Origin of the sequence: Luteolibacter sp. LG18 (assembly GCF_036322585.1) — a bacterium.
GTDB lineage: Bacteria > Verrucomicrobiota > Verrucomicrobiia > Verrucomicrobiales > Akkermansiaceae > Luteolibacter.
On sequence record NZ_AP024600.1, the window covers coordinates 2,353,151 to 2,377,911 of the forward strand.

The 24,761-nt window shown below is 64.3% G+C and carries 19 protein-coding genes; 9 read left to right on the plus strand and 10 right to left on the minus strand.

Going from position 1 to position 24,761, the window contains the following annotated elements; all coding sequences use genetic code 11:
- Window positions 1-29: 29 nt before the first annotated feature.
- Genes llg_RS09870 through llg_RS09880 form a run of 3 tightly spaced genes read right to left on the minus strand, consistent with a single transcriptional unit; the run spans window position 30 to window position 4,763 of the window.
- The gene (locus llg_RS09870) at window positions 30-2,081 is read right to left on the minus strand and encodes a hypothetical protein (protein WP_338289706.1); all 2,052 of its coding nucleotides are present in this window, start codon (window positions 2,079-2,081) and stop codon (window positions 30-32) included.
- 39 nt (window positions 2,082-2,120) lie between these two features.
- On the minus strand, window positions 2,121-4,115 hold the full coding sequence (locus llg_RS09875) for a hypothetical protein (protein ID WP_338289707.1): 1,995 nt from the start codon (window positions 4,113-4,115) through the stop codon (window positions 2,121-2,123).
- A 27-nt stretch (window positions 4,116-4,142) separates the two neighbouring features.
- Window positions 4,143-4,763, minus strand: a complete 621-nt coding sequence (locus llg_RS09880; RefSeq protein WP_338289708.1) for a hypothetical protein — start codon at window positions 4,761-4,763, stop codon at window positions 4,143-4,145.
- 48 nt (window positions 4,764-4,811) lie between these two features.
- Between llg_RS09880 and llg_RS09885 the strand changes: the two genes are divergently transcribed.
- Together llg_RS09885 and llg_RS09890 are read left to right on the plus strand one after the other, a co-directional pair.
- Window positions 4,812-6,401 carry a SpoIIE family protein phosphatase gene (locus tag llg_RS09885; protein WP_338289710.1) on the plus strand — a complete coding sequence of 530 codons (1,590 nt, stop codon included), beginning with the start codon at window positions 4,812-4,814 and terminating at the stop codon, window positions 6,399-6,401.
- A gap of 50 nt (window positions 6,402-6,451) precedes the next feature.
- A complete protein-coding gene (locus llg_RS09890; RefSeq protein WP_338289712.1) occupies window positions 6,452-7,327 on the plus strand; it encodes a YihY/virulence factor BrkB family protein in 876 nt (291 codons plus the stop codon).
- On the opposite strand, the gene llg_RS09895 is transcribed toward llg_RS09890, so the two are convergent.
- Both llg_RS09895 and gmk read right to left on the minus strand, forming a co-directional pair.
- Window positions 7,296-7,835: a flavoprotein gene (locus llg_RS09895; protein ID WP_338289714.1), complete on the minus strand. Its 540-nt coding sequence runs from the start codon at window positions 7,833-7,835 to the stop codon at window positions 7,296-7,298. The two genes, llg_RS09890 and llg_RS09895, sit on opposite strands and share 32 nt — an antisense overlap.
- The gene (gene gmk / locus llg_RS09900; protein WP_338289715.1) at window positions 7,832-8,434 is read right to left on the minus strand and encodes a guanylate kinase; all 603 of its coding nucleotides are present in this window, start codon (window positions 8,432-8,434) and stop codon (window positions 7,832-7,834) included. Before gmk ends, llg_RS09895 begins: the two co-directional genes overlap by 4 nt.
- A gap of 96 nt (window positions 8,435-8,530) precedes the next feature.
- Between gmk and llg_RS09905 the strand changes: the two genes are divergently transcribed.
- The gene (locus llg_RS09905) at window positions 8,531-9,145 is read left to right on the plus strand and encodes a hypothetical protein (RefSeq protein ID WP_338289716.1); all 615 of its coding nucleotides are present in this window, start codon (window positions 8,531-8,533) and stop codon (window positions 9,143-9,145) included.
- A gap of 68 nt (window positions 9,146-9,213) precedes the next feature.
- Here the strand turns inward: llg_RS09905 and llg_RS09910 are convergent, their stop codons facing one another.
- Complete coding sequence (locus tag llg_RS09910) at window positions 9,214-9,852, minus strand: hypothetical protein (RefSeq protein ID WP_338289717.1); 639 nt, start codon at window positions 9,850-9,852, stop codon at window positions 9,214-9,216.
- A gap of 85 nt (window positions 9,853-9,937) precedes the next feature.
- Between llg_RS09910 and llg_RS09915 the strand changes: the two genes are divergently transcribed.
- Window positions 9,938-10,627 (plus strand): hypothetical protein, encoded by a 690-nt coding sequence (locus tag llg_RS09915; protein WP_338289719.1) that lies wholly within the window; start codon window positions 9,938-9,940, stop codon window positions 10,625-10,627.
- Between the two features lie 77 nt (window positions 10,628-10,704).
- Here the strand turns inward: llg_RS09915 and llg_RS09920 are convergent, their stop codons facing one another.
- Window positions 10,705-11,358, minus strand: a complete 654-nt coding sequence (locus tag llg_RS09920; RefSeq protein ID WP_338289720.1) for an outer membrane beta-barrel protein — start codon at window positions 11,356-11,358, stop codon at window positions 10,705-10,707.
- A gap of 99 nt (window positions 11,359-11,457) precedes the next feature.
- Window positions 11,458-13,935, minus strand: coding sequence for a DNA mismatch repair protein MutS (gene mutS, locus llg_RS09925; protein WP_338289721.1), 2,478 nt, complete (start codon window positions 13,933-13,935; stop codon window positions 11,458-11,460).
- A gap of 104 nt (window positions 13,936-14,039) precedes the next feature.
- On the opposite strand from mutS, the gene llg_RS09930 reads away from it, so the two are divergent.
- On the plus strand, window positions 14,040-14,462 hold the full coding sequence (locus llg_RS09930) for a cytochrome b562 (protein ID WP_338289722.1): 423 nt from the start codon (window positions 14,040-14,042) through the stop codon (window positions 14,460-14,462).
- 87 nt (window positions 14,463-14,549) lie between these two features.
- Here the strand turns inward: llg_RS09930 and llg_RS09935 are convergent, their stop codons facing one another.
- Complete coding sequence (locus tag llg_RS09935) at window positions 14,550-15,212, minus strand: L,D-transpeptidase (RefSeq protein ID WP_338289723.1); 663 nt, start codon at window positions 15,210-15,212, stop codon at window positions 14,550-14,552.
- Between the two features lie 79 nt (window positions 15,213-15,291).
- Entirely contained in the window at window positions 15,292-17,772 is a 2,481-nt protein-coding gene (locus llg_RS09940; RefSeq protein WP_338289724.1) for a glycoside hydrolase family 31 protein, read from the minus strand.
- Window positions 17,773-17,968: 196 nt separating this feature from the next.
- On the opposite strand from llg_RS09940, the gene llg_RS09945 reads away from it, so the two are divergent.
- The 4 genes from llg_RS09945 (at window position 17,969) to llg_RS09960 (ending at window position 24,737) form a co-directional block, all read left to right on the plus strand.
- Window positions 17,969-19,261 (plus strand): glycosyltransferase, encoded by a 1,293-nt coding sequence (locus tag llg_RS09945; RefSeq protein WP_338289726.1) that lies wholly within the window; start codon window positions 17,969-17,971, stop codon window positions 19,259-19,261.
- 37 nt (window positions 19,262-19,298) lie between these two features.
- Window positions 19,299-20,540 (plus strand): glycoside hydrolase family 57 protein, encoded by a 1,242-nt coding sequence (locus llg_RS09950; protein ID WP_338289727.1) that lies wholly within the window; start codon window positions 19,299-19,301, stop codon window positions 20,538-20,540.
- Between the two features lie 75 nt (window positions 20,541-20,615).
- Window positions 20,616-21,335: a PEP-CTERM sorting domain-containing protein gene (locus tag llg_RS09955; protein WP_338289728.1), complete on the plus strand. Its 720-nt coding sequence runs from the start codon at window positions 20,616-20,618 to the stop codon at window positions 21,333-21,335.
- A gap of 54 nt (window positions 21,336-21,389) precedes the next feature.
- Entirely contained in the window at window positions 21,390-24,737 is a 3,348-nt protein-coding gene (locus llg_RS09960; protein WP_338289729.1) for a sulfatase-like hydrolase/transferase, read from the plus strand.
- Window positions 24,738-24,761: the final 24 nt, after the last annotated feature.

Consider the following 24,761-nt stretch of genomic DNA (forward strand, 5'->3'; position numbering starts at 1 on the left):
GATCAGTAGGCGCTTTTGCGGGCCGAAGTTCAGCGAATCTCGTTCAAGGGGGCGAGGATCTCAAGCAGCTCGGCTTTGCGGACCTTGGCGACTTCGTATTCGAACTGTCCCATCGTTGGCTTGCCCGGCTCGATTTGCATCAGAGTGTCCCGGCCAAGCCAGTATCGCTCTTCCGCCCGGGACACCATCGCCGTCACCGCCAGCGCGAGCATGGCGGTGGCATAGGCTGCGGCCACCATGCGGGCGGTGGTTTGCCGTCCCAAGGCGTTTGTCTGGCGGGTAAAGATCGCTCGTATGGCGGTCACGATCCACCACAGCTCACAAATGGAGAAGGCCACTCCCCAGGCGATCGCCCAAGGTTTGCCAAGATCGAGTGTGGCGAAGAGACCTGAGAGCGGCAGGAGCACGGTGCACAGGGCGAGAATGATCCATCCCAGCCATGGCCGCGGATGATAGACCCCCAGGGCGTGGGTTCGGATGCCGATGCGCCACCGGGCAATCACGATCGGAGCGATCACGGATAGCGCGGCCCATGCATTGATCTGATGAATGGGTTTTGTTTTGAGGACGTAGACCAGATTCCAATTCCGGATGCCGAGCGGCGTGAGATACTGGACGGCTTCGTATACCAGCAGAGGACCGCAACCACCCGCCACGAGGACCCACAGCCAATCGGCGGGTGTCATCATCGCGCTCAACCGGCTGGAGAGGAGGCGGGTCAGGCGACCATGACGAAAGCGGTAAAGGGCGGCTGTGGCACAGGCGATTCCCACGAAGCCAAAGGCGCAGAGACTCAGGAGTCTGCCTGCCCAGGCGTGATCCACCAGACGCATGGGCTTCAATGCCGCTTCGTCGATTGGCGGAGGGGCAAGGGCTTGCCGGGACACCATCGGCAGCGCGATCCCCGCCAGCATGCTGCCACGTTTTTCGATCAGGTCGCCAAGGGGCTGATCATCGATGGCTTTTCGTTTTTGAGAGTCGGCTTCAAGAGCTTGGCTCAACGGATCGAATATTCCGATCTCTTTGGTGAGTTCCAGCTTTCGCGTGGCCTCCTTGAAGATTCGAACGGAAGCGCTGGTGACCGCATGGGCCACCAGCGTTCCCACGAGGTCCTTGCTGTCCATGAGCAAGCGGGAGGTGAGGTCTTTCCAGATCAGGATAAACGCTTGGAGCTCCTCGCGTTTCCCTTCTTCCGTGAGTCTCTGGGCATGGGCCCCGATGACCTCGACGAGTTTCTGCATCGCAGGGCTGTTCGGAGATATGCCAGTGGCCATCACGGTGCGGGTGATGTATGACGGGAAATCGGTTGCAGGTGGAACGAGCGAAATCCGCTCATCAAATCGCTTGCCGTCGTAGGATTCGAATCGAGGCAGCGTGCTGGCTTTCACCAGAAGTTCCACCGCGTGATCGAGCCCCGTGGGATCGAGGATCTTCCATTGTTTGGGCTTTCGCTCCTTCTTCTCTTCCTCGGTGCGGGGCAGGGCCTCGACCGACCGACTGCCGAGGGTGACCGCCGCGAAGGTGGGAAACCATGCGTTGTCCGGGTCGATCCGGTTCGCCGTGTCGAAATAGTCCGGCGGGAGTTTCTTGTGCTTCGAAGTGTAGGCCAAGGCGTAGGCGGCGAAATAGGAAGGATTGTCGGGATGGCGCTCCCAAAGTTCTTCGCCGGAAAGTTTGTTGGAGTTCTCCGACGAGGAGCCGAACAGGATCAACTTCTGATCGGCATCAAGACCGGCGGATAAACGCTCTCTCGTTTCGTCAGGAGTCCCCACTCCCTCGATGAAGTCAGGTCCCAGGCGGGAGAGTATTTTCGAGGCGGTGAGCAGGCTCGCCAATCCCGGATAGTAGCAGGCGAAAAAGGCGGTCAGGATGAGAACCAGGAAGAGCAGGGGAAGCTTTCCGTTCCATCGTTGCCTGTCCTGTCGCTCCAGTCGTACGGCTGCCCGCTCCCATTCGGGATCGCTTGCGGATGCTGGATCGATGAGGTCTTCCAGCTCCCGCCGCGCGTGGATCTGGAACTCCGGGTTGCCCGCGAAGGGGTGGATGGCCGTGTCGAGGAAGCGTTCGGCGGGGGAGGGCATAGTGGAATAGCTCGGAGGGAATTTTTGACAGGCCGAGGGTCAACGGAGATCGCTCAAGGGTGCGAGGATTTCGAAGCGTTGGCTCCGTTGCTTTTCCAGCGTCTCGTCAATCGCTTGAATGGGGGGATTGGCCACCACTTTGTCTCGGGAAACCCAATATCGTTCCTGTGCGCGATAGACCGGTCCAAGCAGGAACAAGAGCGTGGCGCTGAAAAAGTAAGCGGGCACCACGAGCCGGATGAACGTCAATGAGCCCAGGGCATGGTGACGGCTGCACAAAGCCACCAGCAGGTGCAGAAGCCACCAGAGCGCGGGAATGGCGATCAGGATCACACCCGCGGTTTGCCAGGTCGAGGGCCCCTCCATTACGAAACCGAGGCCGGTGACGGGCATGGCCAACACGGCGGCGGCCAAAGCCACGTATCCCGGGCTCGTCCATTTGGAGGCGATGCCTGCCATAGGCAGGCGTTTCTTCAAACGCCATTGGAGCACGAAAAGGGGGGCGGTGACGAGGAGGGCGATCCAGGCATAGATCTCTCCCCAAACAACGCCTCCCCTCACCGCATAGCTCCACTCGCGTCCACCCAAGGGTGTGACGTGATACAGGAGTTGCTGCCCCAGGACCGGAGCCAGGCAGCCCGCGCCGAGCAGCCACATCAGATCGGTTGGATGCAGCAGCGCAGTCATTCTCGCGGACAATCGGCGCGGCAAGGTGCCATGGCGGAAACGGCATGCCGCGAAGGCACTGGCAAGAACGAGCAATCCGGTGGCGATCCCGACGGCTGCCACCCAACCACCTACGGCGTGATCGGCCAATCGGCCGGGGGTAGGATCTCCGGTCGGGATGGAATTCCCGTTGGCGATGTTCCATCCGGGGTAACCTCTCGCCACGCTGCCGCGGACCAGCGATTCCGCGTGGGTATGTTCCGGCTTCCGCTTTGCCAAAATGATCAATTGGGATACCTCGCGGAGCTTTCCTGCTTCCGCGGGCATCCCGAGGCGGTCGGCGGTTTGGATCAGATAGGCCAATTGCTGGGAAGCGTGCTCCAGCGTGAGCAGGCTTTGGTTGTCCTGAAGCACCGTGGACCGCCACTGGATCAGCAGTTCTCTAAAGCCAGGGCGGTCTCCCCGGGTGGCGAGGATATTCGCCTGCGCCATGACCGCATTTCCCAGGTACGCGCCGCCGAGATAGGAAGACTGGATCACGCTCTCGGAGACGGAGATCCGTCTCAAGAGCGCTGGATAGTCGGTGGTCCGGGGTAGAAGCGCGGATACTTCAGCCTGTCTTGCCGCTTGATAGGAATCATGGCGGGGCCGCTGGGCCGCCTGGGCCAACAGATCCAGGGCCTCTTGGAAAGCGAAGGGATCTTTCATGGCGAAATCGGGAGTTGGCGGACTTCCTTTGCGCCGTGGGGAGTAAACACGATTCGCCTTGGCCTTGTGTGCCGCCGCCTGGGCGGCGGCCAGGGGAAACCAGCCGTTGTCGGGATCGAGACGAGCTGCGGTCGTCAGGAAATCCGGCGGCAAGGTGGCGTGCCGGTAATAATGGGCGACGGCATATTGGGCGTAGTAGGAGAGATTGTCGGGATAGCGTTGGCTCAGCGCGGCAAGCTGTTCCCACGGGACCGGTTTCGACGTGTCACCAAGGAGAACGAACTTTTGTTCAGACGAAAGCCCTTTCCCAAGCCACCGGGTGATTTCAGGAGCCTCTGGTTCGGGCAGATGGGGCACCTGCGGCGGCAGGGTTGAAAAACAACCTCCGATGCGCAGACCCTGGATCAGGTCCATGCCGGTGCCAAGGCAGGCCAATATCGCGAGGGTAGCCCCCGCTCCTACGACCCATCTCCAGCGCCGGGCCCACCAGCTCTTATCGTGCAGCCTCAGCCTGTTCGCGGCTTCGGCCCAGAACAGATCACCTGCCGCGGACGCATCGATCTGCTCCTCCAGTTCCCGCCGCGCGTGGATCTGGAGCTCCGCGTTGTCTGCGAAGGGGGAGACGGCGGTGTCGAGGAAACGTTCTGCGGGCGAGGGCATGGGGAAGGCTCAACTCCTTGCTGGGAATCACTTCTCCTCCACCACCAGGTTCTTGAACTCGCCGAGGTCGTCGAAGGAGCCGATGCCGATCTTGCCGTGGTCGAGGGTCTTGTCCTTGGCGGTGAGGACGGGTTTCTCCATGTCGTCGAAGAAGACGGTGATGTCGCCGGTGGCGGTGTCGTGGACGAGCTTCACCTTGTGCCAGGTGCCGGGTTTCCACGGGATGCCGGTGCCGCGGGTGGCGGTGATGGCCTTGCGGTCGGCGTGGTCGACGAGGTGGATCTGGTCGTGGACGTCATCGGCGCGGACGCCGAGGTGGGCGTAGTAGAAGCGGGTCTCGTCCTGTTTCGCGAAGGCGATGCAGAGGTCGTTGTTGGTCTTGTCGAACTTGGTCAGGCGGGCGTCGACCGTCAGCGTGAAGGACTTGAATTCCTTCGGGGTGAACCAAGCGAGGTTGAAGGGGCTGCGGACCTTGGGTTTGAAGTTCGAGGGCGTCTTGAGCGTCAGCACGGTGTCCGCGCCGTCCTTGCCCCAGACCCAGGCGGCCTTGTCGCCGAATTCCCAGCCATCGGGTTTGTCGAGCGGGCGGGTGGTTTCACCGGCGAACGCCGGCAGTGCGAAAAGCAGCGCCAGGAATGGGATTTTCATCGTGAAACGGGTTGCCGTAGGGATGGCGTTCGGTCAATGCTGCATTCGATGAGCAAGGATGGTCAATCGGCCCCCGGCGAGGTGGCGGAGCGGATGGTGCTCGCCCTGAAAGCATCCAACGAGGGGATCTGGGATTGGTACGTGGGGAAGCGGGAGATCTATTATTCCCGCCGGATCATCGAGTTCCTGGAGTGCCCGGAAATGGCGGCGCCGAACCTGTTCCTGGCCCCCTACGACCATGTCCACCCCGAGGAGCGGACCGCCTTCGAGCGCGCGGTGCTGCAATCGTTGGAAACCGGCGGGCCGGAGAAGCTGTCGGTCGATTGCCGCGTGCGCTCGGGCAGCGGCACCTGGCGCTGGCTGCGTATCCGCGGCACCGTGGTCCGGGACCGCGAGGGCCACGCCACCCGCATCGCCGGCTCGATGATCGACATCAGCCTGCGGAAGGGGGCGGAGGCCCAGCTCGAGGAGGAGCGGCATTTGCTCAAGCAGCTCATCGACCACGTCCCGCTGCAAATTTATTTCAAGGACCTCGATTCCCACTTCGTGCTCGCGAACCGGAAGATGGGGGACTGGATGGGCGTGGGCGATCCCACCGACCTGTTGGGAAAACACGACCGCGATTTCTTCAATGAAGCGCACTGGGGTCCCGCGGCCTACGACGAACGCCAGATTCTCGAAACCGGCCAACCGATCACCGACAAGCTGGAGCGCGAGACCTGGCGGGCAGGCGAGGAGACCTGGGTGCAGACCTCGAAGTTCCCGTGGCGCGACCGCCTCGGCCGGGTGAAGGGCACCTTCGGGGTGTCCGGCGATGTGACCGACCTGGTGGTGGCCCAGAAAAAGGCGGCCAAGCTGGCCTCCGCGCTCTCCGTGCGGAACCAGGCCTACGAGGAAGAGCTGCACCTCGCCCGCGAGATCCAGCAGGCGCTGGCCAACGGCCAGTTCCCGACCGTCGACAACTTCGGGTTCGGCGCGCGTTACGTGCCGATCTCCGGGCTGGCCGGGGATTTCTTCGAGGTCGTGCCGGTGTCCGATCGGGCGGCGGGGCTTCTGATCTGCGATGTGATGGGCCACGGCGTGCGCTCGGCGCTGATCGTGGCGATGCTGCGCGGGTTGTTGGAAAAGCAGCGCAGCCAGGCGGCGGATCCCGGCTTGTTCCTGCACGGGCTGAACGAGGGCCTGTGCTCGATCCTCAGCCGTGCCGGGGCCACCATGTTCGCCACCGCCTTCTATGCCGTGGCGGACCGCACCACGGGCACGCTCACCTACGCCTGCGCCGGTCATCCCGGTGCGGTGATCTCGGGCCGGAACGGCGTGCGCCAGCTCGCCACGGAGAAGCCGGAGCGCGGTCCCGGCCTCGGCCTGATCGCCACCGCCAGCTATCCGGTGGGCAGCGTGCCGCTGGAGGATGTGGACCGGCTGATCCTGTTCACCGATGGCATCCTCGAGGCCCAGAACGGCAGCGGCGAGGCCTTCTTCGAGCAGCGCCTGATGGAGATCGTCGGCGCGTCCTGCGGTCAGCCGCTGGACGCCATGCTCGATGCCATCCTCGGCAGCGTGCTGGCGTTTTCGGAGAGCCGCCATTTCGACGACGACGTGTGCCTGTTGGGCATGGAGGTCGGGGTGGAAAAATGACGCCGCGGCCTTTCTTCCGCGGTGTGAGGTGTTAGACTGCCGATGGTCGCATGAATCCGATCCCGGTCATCGTCGCGTGCAGGTCCATAGCCCGGCTGTGGGAACGCCACCGCCATACGGACAATGCCGCGGCGCTGGCGTTCTACTCGCTGGTTTCGCTCGCGCCGCTGCTGCTGTTCGGGGTCAGCGCGGCGGGCGTGGTGCTCGGGGAGAAGGCGGCGCACGGCGAGCTGGAACGGCAGCTCAATGCCGTCATCGGCCCGGACGCCACCGGGATGGTGGAGGGCATGCTCCAGACGGCGCGCATCGCCCCGCGCTCGCAGCCGCTGGCCTTCGCCGTGGCGATGGTGACGCTGCTCTACGCCGGATCGCACGTGCTCACGAAGCTCCGCCTGTCACTCAATCTGGTGAACGAGGCCGCGCCCGCCGATCCGGCGCGGCGGTGGCTGGGGAAGCTGCTGGCGCGCGGGCTGTGCGCCTCGCTGATCCTGCTGTTCGGCGTGCTGCTGGTGGCGGGCAGCGCGATGGAAGGGCTCGCGGGCTACGTGACCAGCCATGTCGATTCGCCGTGGGTGGCGAAGTTCAATCTCCAGCAGGAATCGCGCTGGTTCACCACCTACCTGCTGCTGACTTTCGCCTTCACGCTGGTGCTGAAGATCCTGCCGCGGCGGCGTCCGCTGTGGCGGCACGCCTTTGTGGGCGCGGCTTTCGGGGCGCTGGCGGCGGTGACCTTGAAGGGACTGCTCGATCTCTACCTGCGCCACACGCTGTGGGCCTCGTTGATTGGCAGCGGGCTCACCGTGCTGCTGTTTCTGTTCTGGCTGTTCTTCACCATCCAGGCGTTCCTGGCGGGAGCCGAACTGGCGGCGTGGCTGGGGCGGCGGGCCGGGAAGATCAGCCAAGCGCAGGAGACGCCACTGCCCTGAGGATCTCCTCCACCGGGGCCATGCGGCCGATGCCCTGGTAGCCGCAGGCGAGGTCGCCGGTGTCCGGGCCCACGAATTCGCAGCCGTCGGCGCGCAATTGCGCCACGTTGCGCTGGGTGGCCGGGTGCAGCCACATCTTGCCGTTCATCGCCGGAGCCAGCAGCACGCGGGTGGTGTGGGGCAGGGCGAGGTAGGCGGAGGAAAGGGGATCGGGCGCGAGGCCGTGGGCGAACTCCGCCAGCACGTTCGCGCTCAGCGGGGCGACGAGGAACAGGTCGGCCGAGTCCGCCAGCTCGATGTGGCCGGGTTTCCACGACTGCTTCTCGTCCTCCAGCGTCACCAGCACCGGTTGGCGGGTGAGGGTCTGGAGGGTGAGCGGCGTGATGAATTCGGTGGCGGCGCGGGTCATCACCGCGTGCACCTCATGGCCGGCCTTCACCAGTTGGGAGGCGAGGTCCGCGGCCTTGTAGGCGGCGATGGAGCCGGTGATGCCGAGCAGGATCTTCATGGCTTGAGGTGCCGGGCGGCACGCAGGCGCTCGGCGAGGAGCAGCGCCTTGAACCGCAGGTAATCTTCCTCGTGGGTGCCGGAGTGCAAGTGGAAGGTGTACTCGTGCTGGTGGGCGATTTCCTCCAGCGCGTTGCGCATCCGCAGGGCGATCACGTCCGCGCTGTCGGTGCCGCGGCCGGAGAGGCGGTTGTGGAGTTCCTCCTCCGTGGGCGGCATCACGAAGATGTCCACCAGCGAGGCGCGGATCGCCGGGTCCTCGCAGGCGCGGACCTGGGCGGCGCCCTGGACGTCGATGTCCATGACCACGTCGGTGCCGCTGGCGAGGTAGCCCAGCACCTCGGACTGGAGGGTGCCGTAGCTGTTGCCGTGGACGGTGGCGTGTTCCAGGAACTTCCCGGCGGCCACACGGCGGGAGAATTCATCCGGCGTGAGGAAATGGTAGTCGCGGCCGTTCACCTCGCCCGGGCGCGGCGCGCGGGTGGTGCAGGAGATCGAGTAGTGGGCCTCGTTCTCGCCAGACAGGCGGCGGCAGAGCGTGGTCTTCCCGGAGCCGGAGGGGCCGGAAACAAGCAGCAGGATACCGGTGCGGGCGGGCATGGACGTGGGGCTAGGGAAGGGAGGGGCGGGGGGCTGGGGCAAGGATAAAGACGGCTCTTTCTTGATCGGGCCGCCCACGATGGCAAGCTCACGGGAATGGATGACGAACCGCCAGAGGTGGGATTGGAGAAGCCGTCATGGTGGGTGCGCCGGGACAGCGTCCGCCGCCTGCTTCTTGTTTGCCTGGCCCTGATTGGCGGCTCGGTGGCCCTGTTGCAAATGCTCGGATTGTCCAGCGTGGGCCATGGGCATCGATCTCCGTGGCTCACCAAAGACCATCTGACGTCCATCGAGCGGGCGATCACCGCCTTCTACAACGAGTATGGCTACATGCCCGATCCATGGGGCGGGCTGTCTCCCGTGGATGCCCGTGTCGATACCTCCGATCCAGTGGGGCAGGCTCTGCTGAACATCCTGTTGGGGCGGGAATCCGGCCCGGTCATGCAGAATCCGAAACAGATCGCGTTTCTCACCCTTCCCACCGGGACGAAGAAGAAGGGCGGGCTGGTGTTCGACGCACATGGGAAGGTGAAGGGCGCGTTCGATGCCTGGGGGCGCGGTTACCAGGTGCTCATCGACTATGATGGCGATGAAACCTTGAGTCCGCCATCCGACAGCGGAAGGTCCTCTCCCTTGCACCGCTGCCGTGCCGCTGGCTATTCGCTCGGGCCGGATGGCACGGGTGGCCGGAACGCGATCCGTTGTTGGTGACCGTGCAAACGAAAAAGCCGTCCGCGGATCGCACGGACGGCTTCTTTTCGTTGGGGTGAAGTTTGTCGTTAGAAGTGGTAGCGCATGCCGAGTTCGATGAAGGCCTGGCTGTCGAAGTCGAGGCCGCTGCTGCCGAACGGAGCCGGGAGCGTCGGGGCTTCGAAGTCGACGTAGATCCAGCGGGCGCCGCCGTAGACCTGGAAGTCTCGGCTGACGTTGTAGGTCAGGCCGGCGAAGATCTGCGCGGCGAACACGGTGTCGCTTTGCTTGATCTGGGCAACCAGCGAGTGGGACTCGAACTCCGTGAAGGCCACGCCGAGACCGCCGCCGATGAAGACGTTGAGGTTGTTGGTGATGGGGCGCTCGAGCTTGAAGTTGAGGGTCAGCGGAATGACCTGCAGTTCCTCATCGAAGTTGATGAACACCTGTCGCTGGAGGTCGACGATGCGGTTCTCGCTCTTGTCGGTGTAACCGAGCTCCAGATAGGCGGCGGTGCACCACCCCCCGAGATTCATGGGCAGGTCCCGTCCGAACTGGGCGGTGTACATCGGTTCCTCGAAGTCGATCAGGTAACCGGCGCTGGCGCCGACGAACCAGCCGTCGAGACAGGATTCCTGGGGTTGGGAGATGGGCGCTTTGGCCGAGTGGACTTCCCCGGCCCAAACAGGACCGGCCAGTGCAAGAAGCAACGGAATGGCTTTTTTCATGACAAATCGCACGTTAGAAGAGGTGGGTGGCAGAAGGCAATTCCTTTCTTGATGTCCCATCTCCAACAGGCAGTATGCGAACGCCATGAGTAACATGCCGCCGCCTCCTCCGCCCGCACCGGTTCAGAAGAAGGGTCTCCATCCGATGGCCTGGGTCGGCATCGGCTGCGGAGGCATCGTGATTCTCGGCGTCGTCGGGGTCGTGTTGTTGGGGGGATTCATCTTCAGCAAGGCGAAGGACGCGATGAAGAACCCGGGCAAGGCTTCGGCCGAGCTCATGGTCCGGGCCAACAAGGATCTCGAGAAGGTGTCCGAGAATGAATCCACCGGCGAGATGACCGTCCGCGTGAAGAGCACCGGCGAGGAGGTCACGCTCAAGTACGACGACCTCGCGAAGGGCCGCTTCACGGTCAAGGGCAAGGACGGCAAGGTGATCCAGCTTGGCAACGGTGACCTGGCGAAAGTGCCCGCGTGGGTGCCGCGCTACCCGGCGATCACCGATGAGGCCTCCGCGCTGCAGGCCGAGGACGCCACGCAGAGCACGGGCATGCTCACCTTCACCACAGCCGATCCGCTGGAGGACGTGAAGCTCTTCTACAAGGCCGAGGCCGACAAACTCTCGCTCTCCTCGTCCAGTGATTCCTCGTTCGAGCTGAATGGCGAGAAGAACCTCTCCCTCCACTACAGCGGCGGCAAGCGGGAGATCACGATCAATGCCTTCGGGAAATCGGGCGAGCCGCTGAACGTGCAGACGTTCTACACCGAGAAGAAATAACCGGTCCGCCGGAACGCGAAACAGCCCGCCGGGATGGCGGGCTGTTCTGTTTCCAAGGGATTGGCTCCGGGCTTCGGTTAGAAGGTGAAGCGCGCGCCGAGTTCGAAGTCGAAGTCGCTGTCGAAGTCCACGTCGAGTCCGGACGGGATGTTGTTGCCGGAATCGATGTAGATCCAGCGGGCACCGCCATAGACCTCGAAGTTCGGGGTGAAGTTATAGATCAGACCCGCGAAGAGCTGTGCGGCGAACACCGTGTCATCCTGGGAGACATTGATGCTTGGCACCGGGCCGGGCGAGAATGCCGCGCGGGCGCTGAAGTCGGTGAAGGCCACGCCGATACCGCCGCCGAAGTAGGCGTTGAGGTTGCCGGTGAGCTGGCGCTCCAGCTTCACGTTGAAGGTGAGTGGAATCACCTCCAGCTCCGCGGTGAGCGGGGTGCGGACGACGGCCACGACCACGTTCGGGTCGATGACGGAGGTCGTCTGGTCCTTGTCGGTGTAGCCGGCTTCCAGATAGAGGGCGACGTCCCAGCCGCCGACCTTCCACGGCGTGTCCACGCCGATGTGGCCGGTGTAGAGCGGCTCCTCGAAGTCCACGAGGTAACCGGCGCTGCCGCCGATGAACCAGTGCCAGAGATCCGGCTCCTGCGGCGGTGGAATGGGGGCTTTCGACGAGGTGCCGGCCCATGCGGAACCGGTCAACGCGAGTGCGAGTGCAAGGGATTTCATCATAGCATCCCTAACGTAGAGGAGGTTAGGGGCTCGAATCAATCTCTTAGTGATTGCGGAAACGTCGCTCTTTGCAACGTGATCGAGGCGCGGAACCGCCTATCAGAATTCCCCGAAAAGATCCATCTGGGGAGGGTTCGCGGCGGGCATGTCGGTGGCCTGGCGGGTGTTCTTCGCCTTCGGGCCGCGGGCTTTCGCCTCCGGTTTCACCGAGTGGAGCTCGAGGTGGGAGAGGATCGCCTTCGCGCGCTCGAGCACCGGCTTCGGCAGGCCGGCCAGGCGCGCCACCTGGATGCCGTAGCTCTTGTCGGCTGCGCCGGGCAGGATCTTGCGCAGGAAGATGATCTCGTCGTTCCACTCGCGCACGGCGACGTTGAAATTCGCCACCGCCGGGCGGGTGGCCTCCAGGTCGGTGAGCTCGTGGTAGTGGGTGGCGAAGAGCGTGCGGCAGCCGGTGATGTCGTGCAGGTGCTCGGCCACCGCCCAGGCGATGGACAGTCCGTCGAAGGTCGCGGTGCCGCGGCCGATTTCGTCGAGGATCACCAGCGAACGGTCGGTGGCGTGGTTGAGAATGAGCGCGGTTTCGTTCATCTCGACCATGAAGGTTGATTGGCCGCGGGAGAGGTCATCGGAAGCGCCGACGCGGCAGAACACGCGGTCCACCAGGCCGACGATTGCGTTTTCGGCGGGGACGTAGGCACCGATCTGGGCCATCACGGTGATCAGTGCGACCTGGCGGATGTAGGTCGATTTACCCGCCATGTTCGGGCCGGTGAGGATCTGGAGGCGGGAATCCTCCGGTTCCATCGCGGTGTCGTTGGGCACGAACTTCTCGCCCTGCAAGGTCTGGTCGAGCACCGGGTGGCGGCCGTTGACAATCACCAGGCGGTTGGACTCCTCCAGCACCGGGCGGCAGTGGCGGTGGAGCTGCGCGGTTTCCGCCAGCGCGCACAGCACGTCGATCTCGGCGATCGCGGCGGCTGTCTGCTGGAGCGCGTCGAGGTGGGTGACGACCTGTTTGCGGAGATCGAGGAAGAGCTCGTATTCGAGCTGCTTCGAGCGCTCCTCGGAGCCCAGCACCTTGTGCTCCATGTCCTTGAGGCCGGGCGTGATGTAACGCTCGGCGTTGGCCATGGTTTGCTTGCGGATGTAGTCGTCCGGTACCTTCGCGAGATTGGTGGTGGTGATCTCGATGAAGTAGCCGAAGACGTTGTTGAACTTGATCTTCAGCGAGTCGATGCCGGTGCGCTGGCGCTCGTCCTCCTGCATGCGGGCGATGAAGCCCTTGCCGTCGCGGGAGATGGCGCGCAGCTCGTCGAGCTCGGGCGACCAGCCGTCGCGGATCATGCCGCCCTCCTTGAGATTGGCGGGCGGTTCCTCGGCCAGCGCGGTGGCCAGCAGGTGGGTGAGGTCGGTGAAATCGTGGAGGCGGCCGGCGAGCTCCGGCTGTGCGAGGCTGGTCACGTCGTCGCGCAGCGCGGGCACGTGGCCGAGCGAGATCGCCAGCGCGGAGAGGTCGCGGGCGTTTCCGGAACCCTGGGCGAGGCGGCCGGTGGTGCGCTCGATATCGCGGATGCCCTTGAGGGATTCGCGGCACTTCGAGAGCAGGTAGGGTTCGGCCAGGAAGGAGGCGATGCAGTCCTGGCGGGCGACCAGCGTCTCGCGGTCGCGCAGCGGGTGGAGGATCCAGTCCCGCAGCAGGCGCGCGCCCATCGGGGTGGCGGTGCGGTCGAGGGAGCCGAGCAGGGTGTGGACCTTGCCGGAGCGGGATTCCACCAGGTCGAGGTTCCGCTGCGAGGCGGCGTCGATCAGCACATGGCAGGTGGACTCGCGGACCCGCAGGTGGCGGATGTGGTCGCAGGACCGGCGGAGCTGGTGGACCAGGTAGTGCAGCACGGCCCCGGCCGCGCCGGTGGCGGCGTGGAGATTGCCGCAGCCGAAGCCGTCCAGCGAGTGGACGCTGAAATGATCGCGCAGGAACTGTCCAGCGTGGTCGGGCAAGAAGGCGTAGCCGTCGTAGGCCAGCGAGTTCGTCAGGCCGGTGAACTCCGCGAGCTGGTGGTCCGGCAGGAGGAGCTCGGAGGGCTGGATGCGGGCGAGTTCGTCGGAGAGCTGCCCGGCGTCGTCGAACTCGGCCACGGTGAACTCGCCGGTGGTGTGGTCCACGCAGGCGAGGCCGGACTTCTTGCCCTGCCGGAACACGGCGGCGAGGTAGTTCGGGCGCTGATCGTCGAGCAGGCTCAGGTTGTCGATCGAGCCGGCGGTGAGGATGCGGGAAATCTCGCGTTCGACCAGCTTGCCGGGTTTCGGATCGGAGGTCTGTTCGGCGATGGCGACCCGTTTCCCGGCTTTGAGCAGGCGGGCCAGGTAGGCCTCCGCCGCGTGGTAGGGCACCCCGCACATCGGCGTGGTGTGGCGCTTGGTCAGGGCGACATTGAGGATCGGCGCGGCGGTCTTCGCGTCCTCGAAGAACATCTCATAAAAGTCCCCGAGCCGGTACATCAGCAGGACATCCGCGGGCAGGGTGCGCCGCATGGCCTGATACTGGGCCATCATCGGGGTGAGGGTGTCGCCGGACATGGGGCGAAGCCTCCCGGCACGGCCGGAATCAGGCAAGAGGGAACGCGTTCCGATCCCTCATTTTCGGATGGGCAAGCGGCCCGCTTGCGTGCAAATGACAGCCGATGAAACTCCACGCGATCTGCGCAACCCTCGCCGCCGCCGCCCTGTCCCTCCAAGCCGCCCGTGCCGCCGACAAGCCCGAAACCGAGCTCGGCAAACAGATGGAGGCCGCCAACGACGCCCTCAAGGCGATGAAGAAGGAAACCGACCCGGCCAAGGGCGCCGCCCTCGCCCGCGAGGTGGAAGCCGCCCTGGTGAAGAGCCTCGGCGAGGTCCCCTCCACCCTTGAGAAAACCCCGGAGCCGGAGAAGGCCAAGGCGCTCGCCAATTACCGCACCCTGATCGCCAAGACCTACGTCACCGTCAGCCAGATCGAGGAAGCCTACCTCGCCAACGACCTGGAAAAGGTGAAGACGCTCTCCGAGTCGCTCCGCCCGGACAAGAAGGAAGGCCACGAGAAGTACAAGCCGAAGGACGAGAAGTGATTTCCCAGGCGCCTCCCGCCGCCTGAACAAAAAAGCCCCGGACGAGCGCTCGTCCGGGGCTTTTGGTTTAAAGGAGTTCGGCGGGGTTCAGTCCTCGACCTTCACCGTGGTGCCGACCTTCACCTTCGAGTAGACGATCGGCATCACCGCGCTCGGGCCGCGCACGCAGGCGTGGGAGGCGGGGCGGCGGCGGACCGGACCGATGTGGTGTCCCACGCCATCCCAGGTCAGGCGCATCCAGTAGCGCATTTCCGCGCCTTCGAAGCGACCGCCTTCCGGGATCGGATCGAGCTGCACGTCGGCGTTGCCATTGGTCACTTCACCGGCGGCGTCGAGGATCTTGCCGTAGCGGTTGGACTTCTTGTCCACGACCTTCTCGAGGATGTTGTAGGTCCCCGGAGGCGTCGGGCGGCTCGGGATGCCGGAGCAGATCGGGTAGTCGATCGCCACGTCCTCGCCGTTCATCAGGTAGCCGCGTTGCTTCGAGAGCGAGATCAGGACGCGGGAGTTGCTTTCATTGGTGCGGGAAAGCACCTCCTCGTTTTTCCAAACCGACTTCCAACCGTCCTTGGCGGCCGGGTTCTTCAGCTCGGCCTGGAAGTATTCGTAGGTCCCGGGCTTGTTGGGATTCACGAACTGGCCTTTGGCATCGGTCGTGGGTTTGGGTTTGCCGGGCTGGTTGGCGCAGCTCGCGAGGAACACGGCGGCCAGGGCTGCGGCGGCGGTCGTGAGGAGTTTGGCTGGATTCATGAGAATGGCTGGGGCGGGACCCTTACGGTATTTCCGTAGGGATGGCAATGCCCACATGCGGGGGTTAGAACGGTGAGGATCAGATGGTTGCGGCGGCCGGCTCCGGAGTCTCCTGGACTTCGCGGACCTTCCACACCGCCAGCAGCGATTTGAAGTTCGGGGGCACCTGCGCCACCGGGTGGCCGTCGGCGTTGAGCGTGGTGGCGACGGAGCTGCCATCCACCTGCAGGACCAGCGCTTCCCAGCCCTTTGGAAGGCCGCGCAGCACCAGCGACATTTTCCCGTAGCCGGGCTTCCACGAGCCGGTCCACTCGCGGGTCAGTTGCAAGGTGCCCGACGAGCCCTCGACCTTGAACGTGGAGTCGCGGTAAACGCCATCCTTCCACGCCTGACCGTCGCCATCGTCCTCATACCAGCGGCTCGTTTCCGCGCCGTTCTTCCACCACACCCGCAGCTCGGGCTCGGGGTGGGGGATTTCACCGACGTACTGCTGGAGCGGCCAGTGCGGAAGCACCGCGCCCGCGTGCACGAACACCGGGATACGGTCGATCGGGCAATCGACCCAGATGTCCTTGCGGACGGACTTGGGCTTGAGATCGTCGTGGTAGCAGAACCAATCGCCTTCCGGCAGGTAGAGGAAGCGGCCTTCCTCGCCCTCGCGGGTCATCGGGATCACCAGCAGGTGGTCTCCGAAGAAGAACTCGGTGCTGCGCCAGTAGGCGTCCGGATCGCGGTGCGCCACCAGCGGCATCGGCCGCAGCATCGGCGTGCCGTCGCTCACGTATTGCCAGAAGGCGCTGTAGATCACCGGCAGCAGGCGGTAGCGCAGTTCGATCGCCTGCTTGACCAGGCTGGTCGTGTCCTCGCCGAAGGACCAGGGTTCCTGATCGCCGTGGTCGCCGGAGGAGTGCGTGCGGAAGAAGGGATGGAACACCGCCATCTGCACCCAGCGGAGGTAGAGCTCCGGAGTGGGGGTCTCGATGAAGCCGCCGACGTCCGAGCCGATGAACGACATGCCGGAGATCGCGAGGCGCTGGCATTGCAGGCTGGCGATGTGCAGGTGCTCCCAGGACGCAACGTTGTCCCCGGTCCATGCGCAGGCGTGGCGCTGGGTGCCGGCGTAGGCCGAGCGGGTGATGGAAAAGGTGCGCTTGCCGCCGCCGAACCGGCGCAGGCCTTCCTGGGTGGCACGCACCATCTGCATGCCGTAGACGTTGTGCGCCTTCCGGTGCGAGCACGGGTGGCCGTCGTAATCGTGGCGGACGTCGTGGGAGAACGTGCCGTCCTCGAACACCGCGGGCTCGTTCATGTCATTCCACACGCCGCGCACGCCGATGTCCTCGACGAGGCCCTTGAACTGCTCCGCCCACCATTCGCGGACGTCGGGGCGGGTGAAATCCGGGAAATGGCACAGGCCCGGCCACACCGAGCCCTTCGCCAGGTTTCCGTCCTGGCGGCGGCAGTACATGTCCTTGTCGATGCCGTCCTGCCACACCGGGTAGTTCGGATCGATCTTCAGGCCGGGGTCGATGATGACCACGGTCTTGAAGCCGTCCTTCTCCAGGTCGGCGACCATGCCCTTCGGATCCGGGAATCGCTCGGCGTCCCAAGTGAAGCAGCGGTAGCCGTCCATGTAGTCGATGTCCAGGTAGAGGGCATCGCAGGGGATCTTGCGGTCGCGGAAGCCCTTGCCGATCGCGCGGAACACAGCGTCCGGGTAGTAGCTCCACTTGCACTGGTGGTAGCCCAGCGCCCACAGCGGCGGCATCCCGGGCCGGCCGGTCAGGCGGGTGTAGGCGCGCACCACGTCGAAGGGCGCGTCACCGTGGAAGAAGTAGTAGTTCATCTCGCCGCCCTCCGCCGAGAAGGCGGTGCGGTTCGGCTGCTCCGCGCCGAAGTCGAAGCGGGAGCGGAAGGTGTTGTCGAAGAATATGCCGTAGGTGCCGCCGCGGTGCATCCCGATGTAGAACGGGATGTTCTTGTAGAGCGGGTCGCTGTCCGGGCCGAAGGCGTAGGTGTCGCTGCCCCACAGGTCGAAGCGGCGGCCGCGCAGGTTCAGGTCGCAGGATTTGTCCCCCAGTCCGTAGAAATGCTCTCCGGGCTGATAGGTTTTCATCATCTTCACCACCTCGCCGCCGAAGGTCTTGTTATCCTGCCAGTGGAATCCCTTGTCATCCTGGCACAGCGGCTTGCCCGTGCGCGCGTCGGAGATGGTGGTCTTGAGCCCGTTGCGAGATACACGGATCGACAGCGCCGCGGTGCGGATCGCCACGCCATCCCCGAACTCGACCACCTCGTGCGGCGGCAGTTCGGGTTTGAAATCCGGGTCGACGGCGTAGGAGAAATCGCTCTCGAAACGTCCTTCCGGACTGAAGCGGAACCGCACCATTCCGGCCTCGATGACCTGGATGCGCAGCAGCACTTGGTTGTCCGTCAGGATGTCCACCACGCCGTCCGAGGGGCGGCTGATGGTCCGGATCGTGCCTGGGAAAAGGTCCGCCCACCCTTCGGAGGTGCGGTGCTTTTCCATGTAGTTGCCGGAGAATTCGTCAGAAGCCATGGGAGAGAGGTCAGCGGGACTATTAAACCGGGTAGCGTCCAGCGTGCCAAGCTTGCGATTTCGCGTGCGTGACGACTCCGGCACCGTTGGAGAAACGATCCTTTCTCGACATTGGCCCGCCGTTTGCTTTGGGTGTTGGCGATCGCCCGCACGTTTGAAAATCAACGAACTGCGTGTTAGGTCGATCTTCCTCCATATGAAGCGGTTGCGTGTCTTGAAGCTGGGTTGGGAGTTTCCTCCATTGATCAACGGAGGCTTGGGAATCGCTTGCCTGGGTTTGTCCCGGGCGCTTTCGAAGCATGTCGACCTCCGGGTCGTGGTGCCCCGCACCGCTCCCGAGGACCACTTCGATGGGTTCACCCTGACCGGCCTGAACAACCTGCGGGTCGAGGACCTCCAGAGTGTCGAGGGCCGCTACCGCTACGAGAGTTTCTCGAAGGTCCAGCGGGTGCCCATCCACCTCGATCCGTATGAGGACGGGGAGACCACGATGGAGACCCTGGAGCACATCCCGGGAGGAGAGATCCGCTTTTCCCAGACCACCCGCCGCCAGCTTGAGCAATTCAAGATGGGGGAGTTGTATGGGGAAGATTTGGGTAACAAGGTGATCGAGTTTTCAAAGATCGCCGCGAAGCTCGCGCTTCAAGATGACTTCGATGTCGTCCACGCCCATGACTGGATGACTTTTTTGGCGGGCGTGGAGGTGAAAAAAGCCACCGGAAAACCGCTGGTGATCCATGTCCACGCGTCCCAGTACGACCGCGCCGGCGCCGATGCCCGCGGTTGGATCTATGATATCGAGAAATACGGTATGGAGGAGGCTGACCGGGTCATTCCGGTGAGCAACTACACCGGACAGGTGGTGACCGGCCACTACGGCATCGATCCGGGCAAGGTGCGTGCGGTCCACAACGGTGCCGATCCGGTCGAGGTTTTCAGCACCCACAAGAAATTCCCGGAAAAACTCGTGCTCTTCCTCGGCCGCCTCACGGCGCAGAAGGGGCCCGAGTTCTTCCTGGAAATCGCCGCCAAGGTGCTCGCCGTAAACAAGGACGTCCGCTTCGTGGTCGCCGGCACCGGTGAAAAGCTCCGTCCGCTGATCGAAACCGGGGCGTTCCACGGCCTCGGCGGTCACTTCCACTTCACCGGCTTCCTGAACAAGGAGAAGGTGAACGAGCTGCTCTCGATGACCGATGTCTACTGCATGCCCTCCGTTTCCGAGCCCTTCGGGCTCTCGGCGCTGGAGGCCGCGCAGTTTGGCATTCCCGCCGTCATCTCGAAGCAGTCCGGCGTCGCCGAAGTCCTGAGGGGTGCGCTCAAGGCGGACTTCTGGGACGTCGACCTGATGGCCAAGCACATCATCGACCTGATCACCGACGACGAACTCCGTGAGAAGGTCGTGGAGCAGGCGAAGCGCGACATCGAGGCCTCCACCTGGGACGCCGCCGCCGAGAAGGTCGTTGAGATTTACCGGGAACTCGTTCCTTGATCCACCGGGGAATTTTCCCCACGCTCCCCAGTTCCCGATGCCCGACGTTTGCCTTTATTTCCAGGTTCACCAACCGAACCGGCTCATTCCGTACGATTTCTTCCGGATCGGCGAGCACGCCTTCTATGAAGACGACCTGCTCAACGCCCGCATCCTCTCGAAGGTGGCGGAGAAGTGCTACCTGCCCGCGAACAAGATGTTCAAGCGCCTCATCGAGCGCAGCGAGGGCAAGTTCCGCATGGCGCTCTCGATCAGCGGTACGGTGATCGAACAGATGCAGCACCACCGCCCGGACGTGCTGGAGTCCTTCCAGGAGCTGGTGGCCACCGGCGGCGTGGAGCTGCTGGCGGAGACCTATTACCACTCGCTGGCGATCGTCCATTCCCGCAAGGAATTCGAGCGCCAGGTGGAACGGCACCTCGATCTCCTGGAGGAGGTCTTCTCGGTGCGGCCGCGGGTGTTCCGGAACACCGAACTGATCTACAACAACGCCATCGCCGCCCAGGCGGAAACGATGGGCTTCGACGGCATCCTCGGCGAGGGGGTCGAATGGGTGCTCAACGGCCATTCGCCGAATTTCCTCTACCGCGCTCCGCATGTCAGCCGGCTCAAGACGCTGCTGCGGAATCCCGGTCTCTCCGATGACCTGGGCTTCCGTTTCTCCGACAAGAACTGGACCGAATACCCGCTCTCGCCGGAAACCTTCGCCGATTGGCTGGTGAAGTCGAAGGGCGACGTGGTGAACCTGTTCATGGACTACGAGACGATCGGCGAGCACCAGTGGGGCGACACCGGCATCTTCAAGTTCTGGGAGCAGCTTCCCGAAACGCTGCTCGAGCTCGGCGGCCAGTGGATCACGCCTTCCGAGGCCGTGGATCTCCACCGGGCCTCGAAGGAATACGATTGCCACTGGCCGACCTCGTGGGCGGACGCCGAGCGCGACCTCACCGCGTGGATGGGCAACGTGATGCAGCAGGAGGCGATCGCGAAGATCCATCGGCTGGAGGAAGAGGTGCTGGCCGCGAAGGACCCGGACCTCACCCATGTCTGGGCGAAACTCCAGACCTCGGACCACTTCTACTGGATGTCCACCAAGGGCGGCACGGATGGCGGGGTGCACTCGTATTTCTCGCCCTACGGCGGTCCCTACGACGCCTACATCTACTTCATGAACTCGCTGGCGGACCTCCAGATCCGGCTGAAGCGGCTCAAGGAGGGCGTGAACGGCGTGCCCCTCGCGGTGGCGGCAAGTGCGGGCGGGCTGAAGAATTTTTCGTAATACTCCCCGGGCCGGGGTCATGGGCATGGCAACAGGCGTTCCGTCGATGGGGCGTCTGGTTGCATTGCCCATCGCATGAAAATCCTAGCCCCCTTGTTCCTCGCGCTCGCGGCTCCGGCCGGTGCCGCGATCCTGCTCACGACCGGTTTCACCGGCGTCACCAGCACCGGTGCCACCCTCAATGGCATCACCTGGACCGGTGACTCCCGCCTGACCGGAGCTTCCTCCACCACGGTTGGCGGTGCCGCCAACTATCTGGCGACGCCCCTCACGGCGGGCCGCGTGGTGCCGAACGTGAATGTCCAGCTCGCCTCCGGTACCGCGCCGGTGGCCGTCTGGACCACCGATTACGTGGTGAGCTACACGTTCAGCAATTCCGGGGACTCCCTGGTGCTGACCACCGTCGATCTGACCGGGTTTGCCTACAATTCCACGTCCGCGATCCAGACGGCTGCCCGCACCACCCGCTTCTCCGCGAGCATTCTGGATTCGTCCCTCACCACCACCTTCGCGACGGGCTCGCTCCAGCAACTGATCGCGGCGAATGCCAGTTCCGGCATGGCGTTCTCGATCACGCTGGCCGGTGACACCACGCTCGATGCCGCGGATCTCGGGGGCACCAGTGGCACCTTCGTGCTGCGCATTACCGGGGACAAACCGACCGTGACCGAGGGCGGCTCTTACGGCGGCATCGACAACCTGACGCTCAATGGCAGCTACCAGGCCGTGCCGGAGCCGTCCGCCGTCCTGCTCGGTGCCTTGGGGATGGTCGCCCTGCTGCGCCGCCGTCGTTGATCTTCACCCGGGCCGGGGTGAAGTGCCCCGGCCCGTCGTTTCCCGCCCGTCACGATGAAGCGCCTGTTTTCCATTCTGTCCGTCCTCCTTTGCTCCGCCTTGTTCGCGGCCGGAGCCGCCCCGAAGCCGAATGTCATCTTCGTGCTCTGCGATGACCTCGGCTACGGGGACATCGGGGTGTTTTACCAGAACCTGCGGAAGGCGAACAACGACCGTGCCGAGCCCTGGCACTTCACGCCGAACCTCGACACCGTGGCGGGCGAGGGCCTGCAATTGCCGCACCACTACTGTCCGGCGCCCGTCTGTGCGCCGTCCCGTGCCTCGCTGCTGCTCGGTGTCCACCAAGGCCACGCGAACGTCCGGGACAACCAGTTCGACAAGGCGCTGGAGAGCAATCACACCCTTGCCAGCGTGCTGAAGGGGGCGGGTTACGCCACCGCCTGTGTCGGCAAGTGGGGTCTGCAAGGCTCCGGCACGACTCCGGCCACCTGGCCCGCCTATCCCACCAAGCGCGGGTTCGACTACTATTACGGCTATGTCGCACACGGCGACGGCCACGAACACTATCCGAAGGAAGGCACCTATCAGGGCGCGAAGCAGGTCTGGGACATGGACACCGAGGTCTCGGCCGGGCTGGCCAAGTGCTACACTGCCGACCTGTGGACGGCCCGTGCGAAAAAATGGATCGTGGACCAGCACGCGGCCTCCCCGACCCAGCCGTTTTTCCTCTACCTCGCCTATGACACCCCGCATGCGACCTGCGAGCTGCCCACCATGGCCTATCCGGCAGGGAAGGGGCTCACGGGCGGGTTGCAATGGAATGGCACCGCGGGTTCGATGATCAACACCGCCGGTGGCACCGTCGACAGCTACATCCACCCGGATTATGCGACCGCCACTTACGACAATGACAAGACTTCGATCGGGCCGGAAGTGGCTTGGCCGAATGTCATGAAGCGCTACGCCACATCGGTGCGCCGCATCGACGATTGCATGGGCGACCTGATCCAGACGCTGAAGGATCTGAATATCGACGACAACACGCTGATCGTTTTCACCTCGGACAACGGCGTCAGCGATGAGTCCTATCTCTCCTCGGCCATGCAGCCGTATTTCTTCAACAGCTTCGGTCCGTTCGATGGGATCAAGCGCGATTGCTGGGAAGGCGGTGCCCGTGTTGGCGCGCTGGTGCGCTGGCCGGCGGGAATCCCCGCGAACCGCGTCAGCAACCTGCCGAGCCAGTTCCACGATTGGATGCCCACCTTCGCGGAGCTCGCGGGGGTGCCCGCGCCGGCCCGCGCGGACGGGGTTTCGCTGGTGCCCACCCTGGAAAACATTGCGGGTCAGAAGACGCCGCAAGTTTACATCGAGTACTACTACAACGGCACCACGCCGAACTATTCCGAGTTCGATGCCGCGAAGCGCGGGCGCTCCCGGCAGCAGATGCAGATGGTCCGCATCGGCGACTATGTCGGCGTGCGCTACGCCATTCCCGCGCAGTTGAACGATTTCGAAATCTACAACGTCGTGACCGACCCGAAGGAGTCGAACAACCTCGCCGTGGGCATGACCGACCTTCAGCAGCAGATGAAGGACAAGGTGCTGCGGATGCGTCGTCCGGATAGTAGCGCCGCGCGGCCGTATGATTCACAGCAGGTGCCCTCCCTGCACACCGGCTCGGTCACCACCGGCCTCGAATGGAAAGCCTACACGAACGTCTGGTCGGGATGGCTTCCCGATTTTTCCAGCCTCACTCCGGCGTCGAGCGGCACTTCTTCCGTGCCGGATGTCTCCCTGCGCACGGGGGATTCGAATGTGGGCCTGTTGTTCTCCGGTTACCTGAATGTCCCGGCCGACGGTACCTATACGTTCTATTTGAACGCGGACACCCGCGCCTTCCTCCGCATCCACGATGCCTCGGTGATCGATGCCGATTCCGGCTACACCGGCGGCACCGAGAAGAGCGCTTCGATCAACCTGAAGGCGGGCAGGCATCCCTTCCGCCTGTCGTGGTCGCGCGCCACCGCGGGCACCCCGGCTCTGTCGATCCAGTGGAGCGGCCCCGGCATCGCGAAGCAGGCGATGGCCGCCTCGGCGTTCGTCCGCGACGGGATCGGCACCGGTGCTCCCCCGACCGCGAACGACGACACGGTGACCATCCTCAAGGACACGGCCACCACCATTTCCGTCCTCGGCAATGACACCGACGACGGATCGCCCCAGCCGCTTGCGATCAGCTCCGTGAGCCAGCCGTCGGCGGGCACCGCCGTGATCCAGGGCTCCAATATCCTCTACACCCCGGCCGCGGGCTTCCTTGGCGAGGATTCCTTCACCTACACCTGCACCGATGGCGACCAACCCGCCACTGCCACCGTGCGGGTCAGCGTCGCTTACGCGGATGCGGACTACTGGTTCCCGCTGGATCAAAGTGCCGGCCTGACCACCACCGAGGCGGGTGGCTACCGGTCCGCCACCTTGAACGGCTTCACCAGCGATCCCACGCAGTGGGTCACCGGCCGGGCCGGTCGCGCGCTCCTGTTCGATGGCGTGAACGACTACGTGAGCGTGGATGGTTTCAATGGCATCACGGGCACCAACGCCCGCACCTGCTCGGCATGGGTGAAGACCACCGGCACCGGCCAGATGCCGGTCATCGCCTGGGGGCCGAACTCGACGGGCAACAAGTGGACTTTCCTCGTCCAGAGCGGGCAGCCGCGCATCGAGGCCACCGGCGGCGCGCTCCAGGCGAGCCACACGGTGAACGACGGCCAGTGGCACCACATCGCCTGCACCTTCGCCAACGACGGCACGCCCACCGTGACGGACACCAAACTCTATATCGATGGCGTGCTGGAAACGACCTTCGCGTCCAGCACCTCGGTGGCGATCAACACCACCGCCAGCCAGGTGAAGATCGGCAGCGACGTGCAAAGCCGCTTCTTCACCGGCACGATCGATGACGTCCGCATTTATCCGCGCGCGCTCAGCGCCGCCGAGGTATCCACGCTCGCCACCGAAACCCAGACGTCGGCGCTCGCCTGGCACCGGCGCTACTTCGGTGGCGATGCCGTGAACTGGTCGGTGGACGATGATGGCGACGGCCGCAGCCGCCTCAGCGAATACGCTTTCGGTACCCGTCCCCGCGTTGCCGATTACACGCCGATCACCAGCGCGGAGTGGATCGACGGCGAATACCGCATGACCTACCCACGCCGCCGTGGCGGACCGTCCACGCTGGTGTATCAGGTGCAGTCCTCGTCCGATCTCGTCAACTGGAGCAGCCTTCAGGTCTCCGAGGTGTCGGTGTTCCCGGAGGGGGACTTCGACGAGGTCACCGTGGAGTCTACCGCTCCCGAGACCCCGGAGAAGTTGTTCCTCCGGGTGCGGGCCACCGGCCCCTGACGCTTCAAACCGCGACCCACGCCG